The sequence below is a fragment of the Bizionia sp. genome, assembly GCF_048259285.1.
GTDB classification, from domain to species: Bacteria; Bacteroidota; Bacteroidia; order Flavobacteriales; family Flavobacteriaceae; genus Algorimicrobium; species Algorimicrobium hallyeonense.
Genome location: NZ_JBLXHU010000045.1, coordinates 1 through 14,572, shown reverse-complemented (window position 1 = coordinate 14,572; position 14,572 = coordinate 1). Strand labels below are relative to the sequence as shown.

Below are 14,572 nucleotides of genomic sequence, written 5' to 3'. Positions count from 1 at the left end.
ACAATGATAAATTTTATATTTTTATAAGCACAAAACTGCTCTTTTTAGAACCTGTTTTACTATGCTCAATTTAAACAGGAATGGGTGGGTCAACTATACAGGAATTTACAACTTATGAATAAAATTAAAATTTACCCTGTTGCAGAACAAAAGCAAATAACTAAAAACCCAATAAACATTGGTATTGATTTGGGTACTACCTATACACTCATGGCAACAGTAGATGCGGCTCATGTAGATTTTAATAAAACCAACCAAATCCCTGTTCAGTTTGTGAGGTTTCCTCAATACAGCCCATTTGAATACGACCAAACTATTGAAGATGAAAAATTAGCTTCTATAGTGGCTTTTTACAATGGGAAACCTTATGTAGGTAACAATTTATATCATTTAAAAGGACATCCGGATTTTGTATATAAGAAGAACATATTTTACCACTGGAAAGTAGAAATGGGTGTAGACCATCACCCATTATATCCAAATGCAATAAACGAGAAATTGGATATGCCATTTAAAATTGCAGGTGGTATTATGAATTATATGCGTAAGATGTATAATTCAGGAAGTGATTACGAATTGGAAAACACTATTATTACTGTGCCGGCTTCCTTTCAGGCTAATCAGCGAAAAGACACTTTAAAGGCAGCTGAAATGGCGAAAATCAACACTAATGAGACTATGCTTATTGATGAACCAAATGCGGCATTTCTTGGCTATTTTAATAGATTAGTAGATAGTGAAAAAGAACGTTGGGCTAATGAAGTTAAGAATAAAAATGTGTTGGTCATAGATTTTGGTGGTGGCACATTAGATTTATCCTTGTTAAATGTAGATTTTAGACGTGATTCTGGCATTACAATAAGTAATGTAGCCATTTCAAGATATAATGATTTGGGAGGTCAAGATGTAGATCTATTACTTGCAGAAGAATATCTTTTACCACAAGTGATTAAAGTCATCCCTAATTTTGACAGTTTAGATATTGGTGAGGTTAGAAACACCCTTTTACCGCAACTAACCGTAATTGCTGAAGACCTAAAGATAGGCATTTGTAATGCAATGAGCTTAAAAGCTGGAAGAGGTAATGTTAACGGCTTGGATCTTTCAGAGATTAAAACAACTAGAAATAATAATATAGTTACGCTTACTAACCAAGAATACAATCTTGGAGATTTAAAATTAACCGCTGAAAAATTTCAAGAATTATTCGTTAAATTTTTTAGAGGAAAAAATTACACATTCAAATATTTTGATAAAACCATTACCACAATTAGCAGCTCTATTTCTGAAATTATAGAAAAAGCAGAGGAGACTCTAGACGCGGTAGATTTTGCATTGTTAGTGGGTGGAAGTTCATTCAATCCTCTTTTAGGTGCATTAACACAAGAGAAATTAACCAATGCCAAATTATTGGTGTTCCCAGAGCCAGATAAATTAGTGGCCGAAGGAGCTGCGGTTTATTCGTATTTTGTAAATCAATATGGAGTTTCATTAATTAGTCCTATTACCAGTGACAATTTAGGGGTACGATTAAAAGGAAATCGTTTTTATCCCATTATAGAACGCGGGCAATCCTTACCTCAAAAAGTAGAAATCCCAGATTTTAAATTACAATCTAATATGATTTCTGAAATTATTGTTCCAGTATGTATCAACGGAGCAGATTTCCCTATTGGAGAAATTCGCTGTGCTTTAAATAAATTCTATGATATAGACACTATAGTAAAAATAAAAGCAGAAATAACCACAGACAAAGTATTTAAGATGCAGGTACTTGTTGATAATGAGATTGTTGGGGATGCAGAGTTTGATAATCCGTATGCTATTGGCAAATTAACCGAGGAACAATTAGAAGTGTTCCAAGCACAGTCTAATCTTAACAAAGCCAAACAAGCAAAAAACACTTCGGAAGAAAAACGTTTATTAAAAACACTTATTGATAAACATTATAAAGCCAAAAATTATTTAGGAGCTCTTGAAAATGCTGAAGTTTATATTAAAAGGTTTGATGATCAGGACAGTTGGGTGTGGAATATGATTTACATCCTTAATTCGCGTTTGGGGCGTTTAGGTGCAGCTAAAAAAGCATTAGAACGAGCTATAGAAATAAACCCAACGGAACCAGCGTGGAGACATAACTATGCTGTTTTACTAGAGAAAAGTGATGCAAAAGCGGCTTTAGACTATTTAAATAATCAACCCGACCATATCAAAGAAGACACCACTGTTAGATGCAAATTAGCACTATTGCAAAAGGAGGTTAATAATGATGATTCAGAACTGCAAAAAATAGCACAAGAATATAAAAATAACCCTGCCGGTTTTTCAGATTTTGACAAGCGCGTATTACTTAAAGAAATTTTTAGTCAAGTTGGTGAACCTTATGCATATATTGACCCAAAAACGAAACGAAGAAAAGAAGATGAAGGCAAATATTTAGATATGAATAACCTTCCATTTTAAAATACACCAATATGTTTTTAATACCTTATAATAGATTATCAGAAGAACAAAAAGGAATTGTTAGAAGAATTTCACGTGAACAACAAAACCTTTTCGTAGAAGGTCCCCCAGGATCAGGAAAAACCCTAATTAGTCTATATACATTACGGGATATGGTAGAAGAAGGAACCATAAGACCGCTGCTTTTAATGTATAACCACAGTTTATTTGGTTATTTAAGAACAGCAATGCGAGAATTGGAGATTTCTGATAATATTACCATTGCTACTAAAGATAAATTCTTTTGGAATTTAGCGACAGAAAATGGCATTACACATAACGGAGGTTCGTACGAAGAAAAATACGACGTTCTATTGTCTAAACTACTGGGTTGCAATTTAAGAAGAAGCTATGATGTTACAGTAGTTGACGAAGTACAAGACTTAAACCCAAAAGAATGGTTACTCGTAAAACGATTATCTAAAAGAATAACCTCTCTAGGTGATTTTAATCAAGGTATCTATGAAACAAAATTGACTAAAAATGAAATTGTAGGTCAAGGTTTGATGGAACGATTAACCAAAATATTTAGATTCCATAAAAATATAGCCAAAATAGCAGCACTATTTTCAAGAACCAATGACAATTTAGAGGCTAAAGTAACAAAGCTATCACAAACTCAACCACAGATAATTCAAGTAGATAGAGCGCAAGAATACCCTAAAATTAAAGAAATTTTAAATTCTTTAAAAAACATGAGACAACGAATTGGCGTGATTTCACCAGATAAGGACTTACTAAAGGATTTATCCATTTATTTATCAAATCAGTCTGTAGAGTTCAACTATTATCCAAAAAACCAAGACTTAAGAGAGCATGATTTTACATCTACAGTTCCATTACTAATTTCAAGTTACAGTGCCAAAGGATTAGAGTTTGAACATGTTATCCTGTTCGGGTTTAACAAAAGCAGCAGTATGGTTCAGAAATTACAGAGAGAAAACAGATTAAAAGATGTAATATATGTAAGTATCACTAGAACAAATGCCAATTTATACATTATTAAAACAACAGATACCATTTCAGAATTGTCCGATATTAATTTATTTAACAATACGACACCGACTCAAGTTAATGATGATTGGTTTTAAATAAGTAAGCTATGGAACAAAAAATATACATATCGTTAAAAGAGGCTGAAAGCCTTGTTTTTAATAAAATAATTGTACTGCCAAAAACACGATTAGGTATTGAACGTGCTCAAAAAGATTGGAGTATTGCTATCTATATTAAAAATGAAACCTTTACGGAATATGCTAATTTAATAGTACTTGTTGCTGGTGCTGTTTTAAAATTTGAAATACCATTAAAAGAAGAAAACCTGTTCCTTAACCACTTTCGAGTACCTAAAGGATTATTGGTTTTAGCTGATAGAAAATATAGAGAAAGTAATGATGAGGACAAAACTCTCGATTTTCCAGACGAATTAGATTATACTAATGAAATAAGGTTTTTCAAGTTTATAAGAAGAGGTTTGATGAATTGTTTTGCTCTCGCTATAAACAATTCAATATCTAAAGAGTTTTCAAACGAAGTCTACAATAACATAAATAACCTTACTTTTTCAGAATTCAACTTAAATCTTATAAAAGAAATTCTTTTAAATGATTTTTATCCAATCAAAGAAAGAAATGATGGTAACTTTTATGCAGAATCTGTAAAGAGATTTAATTGGTTTGGAGCATATATTTTTAATGAATTTCCTGAAATAAAAAAGTTAAATGAGAATGATTTAAATGAAGCTAGACAATGGTTTTTAAATTTCAAAGACAAAGAAAATTCAAAGTCCATTCAAAATGCAATTTCTAATGTTCCTGATATCTTTTTTGAAGAGTTTGAATTTATTTTAGGGTATTATATAGCTGCTTCGTTTTATGAAGAGTCTAATATTGGAGAAGACTTTTACAATGTCATTCTAGCACAACTTAAAAAAATAAAGCTAGAAAAGAATAGTAAGGTTATATATTGGTCAATCTTTTTTCAAGCGCTATTTAAAGATGATTTAGACTTCCTGTATGTAATTGCATCTTATCAAAAACAACAATTAATACTTGAAAATAAATTATTACAGCTGCTATTTTCAGAAATTGAGCCTTCTAACGCAACATTCGAAATAGTAGAGCTTCAAAAAAGACAGGGGGTAGCGGAATATCTACAACTTCAAGATGGTGGAGAATTAATAGAACCTACTTTTATAACAGAAGAAGATGAAATAGAATTGTTAAAGAATAACTTTAGCAATCAAAATATGTTGAACATAGGAGTAGATACAGGAGCACATTCATCTTTAAATTTCTTATTCCGCAATAAATGTGCAACGAACAATATGGGTTTCTCATTGAATCTAAAATCAAAACCATCTAAAGTTACATTCTATATAAACGATAAGAGTGAAGTTAAAGATTGGCTGAAAGAATTAAAAATAAAAACAAAACCAATTTCAAAGCTTATTGATAATAACAAAAAAGCTTTAGTTGGTTTCTTATTACCTGAATCCTATGATAGAAGTTTATTAAAAGTATATGAATGGATTCTTCAGAATGCAGATAAATCTAAATCTATAAAAACAATTGTAATTGTATTGCTTGTAGATGAAGAGGTTGAATATATACAGTCGCCAGAATTTCAAAATAAAAAAAATGAAATGGAAAAATTTTTAAAATCCAAATTTGGTGAGAATACATCTGTTTTGGTTAAAAATGAACGCATAAAATCAGATGGTGAAATAAAAAGAAATTTAAAACATTTATTAGAACAGTATAGTATAAAGGATATTGAATTGGTAAATGAAAATATAGATGATAAAATTCGTAATTGGATAATAAGTGTGAACAATGAGTTTGTGGTTGATTCTGATATAAAAAACTATTATACATTTTTAAACAAATGAGCCAAAATATAGAGCAAGCATTAATGAAACGGTTTCAAGACCATAGAGTCATTTTCTGGTACGATGAAAAGAAAGATTTTATCGAAGAATTTGATAAGCTGGAGGTTACAGGTGTGGAAAAGATGTACGTGAACCAAAATGAATTTGGAGTAAAGCATATCATCACGAAACAAAAACCAAAAGACAAGTTCTTACTCTACTTCACAGGCAAGAAACCTAGTAACGAAGAAAACTGGCTACTAGATATAGAACTAGCACATCATCTATTCCATACAGACCAAGAAGCAATGTTCTTACAAGAAATAGGTCTAGGCTATCATTTAAAAGAACTCGTTGCTGAGCATATTGAATTTTTTAAAGCCAAAGACCGGAGGAACAAGCTTAAAGAGTTGCTGGGTGCTGGTGATGAACACGAAGACATCCGTAGTAAAATGTTAGCAGTGTTGTTTAATACGGACTATGTAAATCTAAGCACGTTTATACATTCACATAGTTCGGCATTTATAGATGGTAACGAGAAGTTTGATAAAGATTTAGAACGTTTCGGTTTAAAAACGTATTACTGGGGAAAAATAAAATATGCGTTTAATTATGTAGCAGAAGAACCATCTATTTACGATTTTCTGTTAGAAGTCTTTAACCACAGCTTTAGTTTAGGTCATCCTTCAGAGTTGACTAAAGAATCTCGTTTACTCATTGCACTTTGGAAGGATACCATTCAATATCGAGAAAGCTTTGGTGCAGTTTCAGATAAAATCGCGACTGACATTGACGTAGAAACCAAAATGCAACAAGCAGAAATTTCAGCTATTATAAACGACGATTTGTTTCGCTTAAGCGATAAAAAGATTATTTACGATTTAGTCAACCTCATCGCAGAAGAAGAGATAGCTTATGAAAAAGTAGTTCAGTATAAAAAGCAAAGAGAAAACAAATACTGGTATGCTACTTCAGAAGCTTTATATGATGGTCTAGAATATGGAGCAGAAACCTTGCATCTCATTCGTAAATATAACGGAACTACTTATTCTAATTTTAGTGAGGGAATAGAAAGTTATGCTTCAGAATTGTATGAAGTAGACCAAGCCTACAGAAAGTTTGTTTGGAGCTTTAGACAATCCAAACAAAACAGAATACTTGCAACGCTAGCAGAAAAAATAGAAAAAGTATATGCTAACGATTGGTTGTTAAAATATAACAACAACTGGCAAAAAATAGTAGATGATTTAACTGTATGGCCTACTCAAGAATTATTAAGTTAGTTTGAATGAGGCTGCCTGAAAAGGTAGCCTCATATTTTTATACCATAATTAATGAAAAACTATGAGTGAATTTATAAGTTTTCCTACAGTCGCAATTTAGTTATTCAGTTTTTCCTGCATATATGGCGTTTTAATTCCATAAATCTAAATTTACGATTATCGTAAAGAGCTCCGATAATCGAACTCTTCCATTAACCATCATTCAAGCTTTATGAGTAGTCAATGACAATGCTTCTAATGTCATTTTAATTTTCCTTGCTTTTTTCTTTTATGAATTAAAATTCTTCTGATAAAAAACATACTTGTTTTGCACTCCTAGTTGATGTTAACTAAATATTAAGAAGAAACTTTCTGATTTTACCTTTTGTTGATATTCGAAGCTAGGGGTTTTTTCATCTTTCAAGCTCTTTATAATAAAGGCATGAAGGTAAATGGAAAACCTAACGGAAAAAGATAAAAAGTGCATTCGGTACTTAGCCAATGAAATGTCTAAAGAAGACCGTTCTGTCTTTGAAATCGAACTATCCATTGATGATGAATTGAAATCATTATATAGTTATTATAAAAAAATTTGGATGTTTTATCCTAATAAAAGCTTAGAGTTACATCCAGAAATTAGTCAGCAAAAAATTCAAGGAAAGATTCGTGAGAAGGTATTTGTTAAACGAAACATCATCCTTGTTACTCTATTTATTTTTCTAATGCTATCGGGGGTTTCAGCTCTATTATTTTCAGATACTATTAAGTATACCAACGTAAAAATAGCAGATAAAGGAGAACGCTTACACTTTTATTTACCAGATAGTAGCAGCGTTATTTTAAATGCGGGTGCTACCTTAAAGTACAATCAGAAATTTTCAAATCCCAGATCGGTTTTTTTGAATGGGGAGGCCTTTTTTGAGGTCACCAAAGATAAGAATAATCCGTTCATCGTACACACTGCTGAAGTTGATGTAGAGGTTGTAGGTACTAGTTTTGGTGTGTTGGCTTCTACTGAAAAGCAAACAATTTCCTTAGAAACTGGCAAAGTAAATGTATTACTCAAGCGGACTAAAGATAGGGTCAACTTGCTGCCCGAAGAACAATTAATCTGGAATGTATCTTCCAATGAGGTTATAAAAAGAAATTTTAAACCACAGAAGTTCTTAGCTTGGAAGGAAAATACATTGCTTTTAGATAATCTTCCCTTTTCAGAAGCAATTCATAAAATAAATGAATTCTATGGAGTTCATTTTTCTATTGATGAGGATCGATTAAAAACGCAAAGAATAACAGGAGCCTTTAAGGATCAAAGTTTAGAAGATTTTATCGCTTCATTAGAATTTATAACAAATGTAAAAGTAATTAAGCATACTGCTAAAACATTCTCAATACAAGCTTCCGATGAAAATTAGATATAGTAAAGGAGTAGCCATAGATAATCAAACTCATGATCGTGAACATTTTTGTAAAATTTCTAAAGGAGAGTATGCTTCCTTAGAGGTTATATTCGATAAATATTATGATGATCTCTGCCGTTTTGGATTAAGCTATGAGAGTAATATAGCCATTGTTGAAGAGAAAATATCGGATGTTTTTATTCTACTATGGAATAAACGGAAACAACTAAAAAAAATTGAAAAACCAAAATCTTATATATATGTAATAGCAAAACACAGTCTTTTAAAGAAAACCAAAATTAGCCAATTGCACTACTCACTAGATGGAAGTTACAGTCAAGATGTTCCATTTTCCCCAAGTATAGAGGATGAAATGATAGATCAGGAACAAGAAGAAATTAACACACAATTAATCCAGTCTATTTTAGGGAGGATACCACAAAAATCTCGAAGAGTTTTCGAGTTAAGTAGGATAGATGGATTTAAATATAAGGATATTTCAGAAATATTAGACCTGTCTCCTCGTACAGTGGAAAATCATATTGCTTTAGCAATGAAACATATTCGCTTAGAACTAGAAGTATTGCGTAAGAAAAACAGAAAATAACTTCCGTTAAAACTACAAATTATCAATCTAAAATAATGAAAAACAAAATTTTACTTTTCTCTTTGTTGGTACTTTCCATAATGTATGGAGTTAAGGCAGGGAATAATAATCAGAATACTTTCAATAAGATTGAAATCTCTGAAAAAATTAATTTAAACCTTAAAAACTCTTCTATTGAAAGAGTATTTGAACTGATTGAAGCACAGTCTAAAAGACGATTTATTTACAGATCAGACCAGCATTTTCTTAAAGAAAATATCAGTATAAATATAAATAATGCTAATATAAAAGAAACCCTTACTGAACTTGAGAAACTAACAAGCTTAGAATTCAAAATAGCAGGAGATGGGATATTGGTTAAAGAAATAGTAAATACCAATAGCACCCAGCAACAACGTAAAATTAGTGGAACGATAAGAGACAATAGTGGGACACCAGTTCCAGGAGCTAATGTTTTTGTAGCTGGGACCAATATAGGTACTGCAACAGATTTTGATGGAAACTTCGTGTTAAATGTCCCTATAGATACCGAAACGATAAGCGTGACTTTTATGGGCTTTAAAAGAGCTGACATAGACATTGTCGGAAAAACAGAAATTTCAATTTCTTTAGAAGAAGACACTAATATGTTGGAACAAATTGTAGTCGTAGGATATGGAACGGAAAAGCGTGAAAATATTACAGCTGCTATTTCAACAGTAGATCCAGAAGAAATAAAGTCGTTACCAAAGGCGAATGTTGCAGAAATGCTTCAAGGGAGAATGCCTGGAGTACAAGTAATGAGCGATAACCGCCCAGGGGGAGGAACATCCATTCGTGTAAGAGGTTTTAGTACCATTAATAATAATGATCCTCTTGTGGTTATAGATGGGGTGCCTACTTCAAATGGTTTGAGTAGTATTAATCCACAGGATATTGAGAGCATACAGGTGCTTAAAGATGCAGCTTCTTCTTCTATCTATGGTTCTAGAGCAGCAAATGGAGTAGTGGTTATTACTACTAAAAAAGGAGCGAGAAAAGATTCTTTTGTTGTAAATTTTGATGGGTATGCTGGGCTTCAAACAGCTATTAACTTACCTAGAATGTTGAATGCGCAGCAATATGGAGATTTGTTATGGCAGGCATATAAAAATGACGGGCAAACTCCAGCGCATGATATTTATGGAAACAATCCTAATCAAGCGCAAATCCCTGAATGGCTTAATACAGAACAAACATTACCTAGCAGTGATGTGGATTGGGTAGCTGAAATTATGCAGCCAGCATTTATTCAAAACTACAATGTCTCAATTCAAAAGGGATCAGAAAAAGGACAACATTCATTTTCTCTTGGATACTATGATCAAGAAGGTGTTGTTAAACATACTGGTTTTTCAAGATATTCAGCTCGTTTTAATTCAAATTATAAGGTAACAGATTGGCTCACCATAGGAGAAAATTTCACAGGGTCTTATACAGAAGAAGTGTCTGTTGGAACGAATAGCTCTTTGGGAAGTATTATTTATGATTCTTTTCAATTTCCATCAATTGTTCCTGTAAAAGACTTAAATGGGGAGTTTGGAGGAAATCCAATAAATGATGTGGGAAACCCATTAGGGAATTTATATCGTGCTAAGGATAACAAGCGTAAAAATGTTCGCGCTTTTGGAAATGCTTTTGCTGCACTTAATTTTGGAGATTTCACCTTTAAATCATCCTTTGGTTTGGACTATAATAATTTTAATTACCGCGGTTTTTCGCCAGTTTATGATGAAATTCTATCTCAAAATACCATTAATAGTTTAAGTACTCAGAATAGTTATAATTATCAATTCACTTTCACGAACACATTAAATTATGCCAAGTCCTTTGGAAACCATAATCTGGATGTATTGTTAGGTCAAGAAGCAATTGAGTATTATAATGAAAACTTCTCTGCCTCAAGACAGAATTTTCTGTATGAAGATTTAAATTTTAGGTATTTGAGTTTTGGTACTGAAAATCAGTTAAATGCTGGTAATGCAGGTGAATGGAAACTTAATTCGTATTTCGGACGAGTAAATTATAATTTTGATGAAAAATACCTTCTCACCGCTACAGTTAGAAGAGACGGAACCTCCCGTTTAGCAAATAATAATTGGGGAACTTTTCCTGCATTCTCTGCAGGCTGGAGAGTAGATAAAGAAAATTTCTTCGATTTTGGAAATGGATTTACAAATATGATGATTCGTGCAAGTTGGGGACAAACAGGGAATCAACAAGTACCTTCTTACTCTACAGTGGATAGCTATAGCAATAATAACAATTATAGTGACTATGCTATCGATGGTGGACAGAATTCTGTGTCAACTGGGCTGGCACAAACAAGAGTTCCTAATGCAGATCTTCAATGGGAAACTACTACGCAGACTTCCCTGGGAGTAGATTTAGGTTTTTTCAATAATAAATTGAGTATAACTGCAGAAGTTTATAAAAAGGTAACAGACGACATTTTAGTATACAATGCAGTGCCATTAACCTTTGGAGGAACAAATGATGGACAGTGGATTAATGATGGGAGTATGGAGAATAAAGGGTATGAACTTAATTTTAAATTTAGAGACCAAAAAGGAGACTTTGGTTATGACTTAGGTTTAAATGTAACAGGTTATAAGAATGAATTAAAGGAACTTTATAGCGTAGCTTATTTAGGAATTCCAAGTTCTTCATTACACAGTGTAAACTTTGATCAGGAAATTTCAAGAAGTACAGTGGGGGAGCCAATAGCATCTTTTTTTGGATATCAGGCAGCAGGTTTATTTAGAAGCCAACAAGAAGTAGATGCATACGGTTTACAGCCTGATGCACAACCTGGAGATATTAAGTTTGAAGATGTAAATAATGACGGTGTCATTGATGATAAAGACAGAACTTTTATTGGTTCTCCACACCCAGATGTAGTTATTGGTTTTAATGTGAATCTTAATTATAAAAATTTTGACTTAGGCATGTTCTTTAATGCAAGTATTGGGAATGACCTTTACAATCTTACTAAATACAAAACACAATTTTTTAATCAATCTGCCTATAACAAAGATTCTTCGTTACTTGGTGCATGGACACCAGCTAATCCTGATGCTGACATTCCAAGACTTAGCCTTGATGATCCAAATAATAATATACGTCCTTCTTCATATTATGTTGAAGATGGATCTTATTTAAAACTTAATAACTTGCAAGTTGGTTATACCATTCCAGCATCCGTATTAGGAGATTTAAATCTAAGGATTTATGCACAAGCTAGTAATGTCTTTACCATTACCGATTATAGTGGAATGACTCCAGAGATAGGACTTCAAAACTATTCAAGTAGTAGTAGGAATTTAGATATTGGTGTGGATCGTGGTATCTACCCACCATCCAGAACTTTTGTATTTGGATTTAACCTGAAATTTTAAAAAAAATAATGATGAAATTTAAAGCATATATAGCAAAAATTATGGTTGTTTCAACAATCGTAATAAGTAGTACTTCTTGTTCGAATGATTATTTAGAAGAAGTAACTTACGGGGAGGTTTCTCCAGATGAAATGACTAAGCCAGCAAATGTTGAACGCGCAATTATTTCAGCATATAGCGTTCTAAATGGGCAATTTGATGGAGCAAGTAATGCCTATAATTCTCCAGCATCTAATTGGAGCTTTGGTGATGTGGTATCGGATGATGCCTACAAGGGAGGTGGTGGAACCGGGGATCAAAATAATATTCACCAAATGGAAATATTTAACACCTTACCTACCACTATTGATGTAGAACGTAAATGGATGGCATTATACGAAGGTGTTAAAAGAGTTAATGAAGCAATGCGTTTGCTGGCTGCTTCTGAAAATTTTGATACAAACTTAAAAGCACAAAGAAAAGCTGAATTGCAATTCTTACGGGGACATTTTTATTTTGAGTTGAAAAAAATATATAATCATATTCCCTATATTGATGAAACTGCTGAAACCGTAAATGATTATGCGAAATCAAACACAGAATTTACCTCTGAAGAGTTATGGGGGAAAATAGAAGCTGATTTTCAGGCGGCGTACAATGTGTTACCTGTTACTCAAGAAGATGCAGGGCGACCTACTAAAATTGCAGCGAAAGCATATTTAGCTAAAACATATCTATTTCAAGAAAAGTGGCAAATGGCATTTGATGCCACCACGGAAGTTGTTAATAGTAATTACGGGTTGATGGATGATTTTCAAGAACTATTTTTACCTGAGAACGATAACAATAAGGAAATAATTTTTGCAGTGCAACATTCTATAAATGATGGGCAACCAAGTAATTATAATGGAAGTATTGGTGATCGATTGTTAGCTCCCGGAGGGCCTTTTTATTCACAGTATGGTTTTCACAGACCTTCACAAAATCTGGTTAATGCCTATAAGGTAACAGCAAATGGACTTCCTGCCAACAGTAATGAAAATCTAAAAGAAACCGATCTTGTAGATCCAAGAATAGATATTACTATAGGTAGACCAGGAGTTCCTTATAAAGATTTAGGTGTTTTATACGAAGCTAATTGGGCAAGAGATTTGGCTACTTATGGAGAGTTTAGTCCGAAGAAAAGAATTGTTTCAGCCAATTCATCATTTCATTTAGAAGTATGGCCTTATGTTAGTGCTTTAAATTATTACATCCTAAGGTATGGGGAAGTTTTATTATGGAGAGCAGAAGCTGCGGTTGAGATTGGTCAGTTAGAAGTAGCACGTACATTAATCAATCAGATAAGAAATCGTGCAAAGAATACTGCATATGTTAAAACCCTAGATGGGAGTGCCAATGCTGCCAATTATAGTATTGAGTTGTATAATTCCGTATGGAGTAACCAGGAGCAAGCCAGAGAAGCAGTTCGTATGGAATCTAGATTAGAATTAGCCCTTGAAGGACATCGCTTTTTTAACTTAGTTAGATGGAAAAAGGCAGATGAGATTATCTCTAAATATCTTGAAGTAGAGAAAACTAGAAGAACCCATCTATCTAACGCCAGTTTTATAGAAGGGAAAAATGAATATTGGCCAATTCCACAAGCATATATTGATGGAGTAGATGCTGGTTTAGTAACCCAAAATAATGGGTATTAGTTTGATTTAATTATTGCAGGGGTGGTAACACTCCTGCAATTTTACTTTATCTATGTAGAAATTTGCTGCTTTATCAATAAAGAAATAATTATCAAAAACAAACCTGGAGCTAATCTTTGAGGTACTGATAGCCATATTTTCGGTATTTTAACTACCTTCTAAATCAAATATTGTAGATGTAATGTTCAATATCTTTTGTAACTAGGATTAATTTTAACTTGTTACAAGAATAACTATCTTTAATAAATTTCATTCAGGTTAGCGTATAGCTAGCACGGGAGTTTTAAACTGAAAGTAAAACAAAGCAATCAATTGGAACTGTTTTAAGGATACCTACGTTTTGGAAATTCTATTAGTTTATACCTGAACTTCGTTTTGAATGTTTGTTATTGCTTTTTAAATGGTTTTCAATACTCCTGAATCTGCTCTTAAAGAAGCTCCATTTGTAGCAATGGATAGAGGGCTTGCTAAATAAGCTACTAAACTTGCTATCTCACTTGGATCAATGAATCGCTGTAATAAAATGTGTGGATTGGTCTGTTGTACAATTGCATTTTTCATTTGTTCTAATTTTAGGTTTTGTGTTTCTGCAATTTGCGTTACTGTTGCTGCAACGCCATCGGAATAGGTTGGTCCTCCCAAAATAGTATTGATCGTAATCTCCGTTCCTTTTGTTAATTTAGAAAGGCCATTTGCAATGGCAGCCATAGCCGCTTTTGACATTCCATAATGGATCATATTTTCAGGAACATTTACACCTGATTCGCTACTGATAAAAATGATTCGTCCCCAATTATTGTTTTGCATTTGCGGGAATAATTTTCGAGATAAACGAAC

General features: G+C 32.8%; 9 protein-coding genes. 8 read left to right on the top strand and 1 reads right to left on the bottom strand.

The window, feature by feature from the left end:
• The first annotated feature begins 114 nt into the window (after window positions 1–114).
• From ACN0QX_RS13810 to ACN0QX_RS13775, 8 genes are all read left to right on the top strand, one after another.
• On the top strand, window positions 115–2,463 hold the full coding sequence (locus ACN0QX_RS13810; protein ID WP_417197784.1) for an Hsp70 family protein: 2,349 nt from the start codon (window positions 115–117) through the stop codon (window positions 2,461–2,463).
• A gap of 11 nt (window positions 2,464–2,474) precedes the next feature.
• Complete coding sequence (locus ACN0QX_RS13805) at window positions 2,475–3,593, top strand: UvrD-helicase domain-containing protein (RefSeq protein ID WP_417197782.1); 1,119 nt, start codon at window positions 2,475–2,477, stop codon at window positions 3,591–3,593.
• Window positions 3,594–3,604: 11 nt separating this feature from the next.
• The gene (locus ACN0QX_RS13800; RefSeq protein ID WP_417197780.1) at window positions 3,605–5,392 is read left to right on the top strand and encodes a hypothetical protein; all 1,788 of its coding nucleotides are present in this window, start codon (window positions 3,605–3,607) and stop codon (window positions 5,390–5,392) included.
• Window positions 5,389–6,654, top strand: coding sequence for a BREX-1 system phosphatase PglZ type A (gene pglZ, locus ACN0QX_RS13795; RefSeq protein WP_417197778.1), 1,266 nt, complete (start codon window positions 5,389–5,391; stop codon window positions 6,652–6,654). Before ACN0QX_RS13800 ends, pglZ begins: the two co-directional genes overlap by 4 nt.
• A 431-nt stretch (window positions 6,655–7,085) precedes the next feature.
• Entirely contained in the window at window positions 7,086–8,048 is a 963-nt protein-coding gene (locus ACN0QX_RS13790; protein ID WP_417197776.1) for a FecR family protein, read from the top strand.
• Window positions 8,038–8,640: an RNA polymerase sigma factor gene (locus ACN0QX_RS13785; RefSeq protein WP_008615111.1), complete on the top strand. Its 603-nt coding sequence runs from the start codon at window positions 8,038–8,040 to the stop codon at window positions 8,638–8,640. The genes ACN0QX_RS13790 and ACN0QX_RS13785 overlap by 11 nt, the downstream gene beginning before the upstream one ends.
• Window positions 8,641–8,675: 35 nt before the next feature.
• Window positions 8,676–12,056: a TonB-dependent receptor gene (locus tag ACN0QX_RS13780; protein ID WP_335588483.1), complete on the top strand. Its 3,381-nt coding sequence runs from the start codon at window positions 8,676–8,678 to the stop codon at window positions 12,054–12,056.
• A gap of 8 nt (window positions 12,057–12,064) precedes the next feature.
• Window positions 12,065–13,735 (top strand): RagB/SusD family nutrient uptake outer membrane protein, encoded by a 1,671-nt coding sequence (locus ACN0QX_RS13775; protein ID WP_008615109.1) that lies wholly within the window; start codon window positions 12,065–12,067, stop codon window positions 13,733–13,735.
• 396 nt (window positions 13,736–14,131) lie between these two features.
• On the opposite strand, the gene ACN0QX_RS13770 is transcribed toward ACN0QX_RS13775, so the two are convergent.
• A partial coding sequence (locus tag ACN0QX_RS13770; RefSeq protein ID WP_417197773.1) for an SDR family NAD(P)-dependent oxidoreductase occupies window positions 14,132–14,572 on the bottom strand: 441 nt, incomplete at its 5' end.

Bases quoted from the DNA above. Each gene is read 5' to 3' on its own strand.
- ACN0QX_RS13810 (WP_417197784.1), top strand. From the start codon at position 115: ATGAATAAAATTAAAATTTACCCTGTTGCAGAACAAAAGCAAATAACT.
- ACN0QX_RS13805 (WP_417197782.1), top strand. From the start codon at position 2,475: ATGTTTTTAATACCTTATAATAGATTATCAGAAGAACAAAAAGGAATT.
- ACN0QX_RS13800 (WP_417197780.1), top strand. From the start codon at position 3,605: ATGGAACAAAAAATATACATATCGTTAAAAGAGGCTGAAAGCCTTGTT.
- pglZ (WP_417197778.1), top strand. From the start codon at position 5,389: ATGAGCCAAAATATAGAGCAAGCATTAATGAAACGGTTTCAAGACCAT.
- ACN0QX_RS13790 (WP_417197776.1), top strand. From the start codon at position 7,086: ATGGAAAACCTAACGGAAAAAGATAAAAAGTGCATTCGGTACTTAGCC.
- ACN0QX_RS13785 (WP_008615111.1), top strand. From the start codon at position 8,038: ATGAAAATTAGATATAGTAAAGGAGTAGCCATAGATAATCAAACTCAT.
- ACN0QX_RS13780 (WP_335588483.1), top strand. From the start codon at position 8,676: ATGAAAAACAAAATTTTACTTTTCTCTTTGTTGGTACTTTCCATAATG.
- ACN0QX_RS13775 (WP_008615109.1), top strand. From the start codon at position 12,065: ATGATGAAATTTAAAGCATATATAGCAAAAATTATGGTTGTTTCAACA.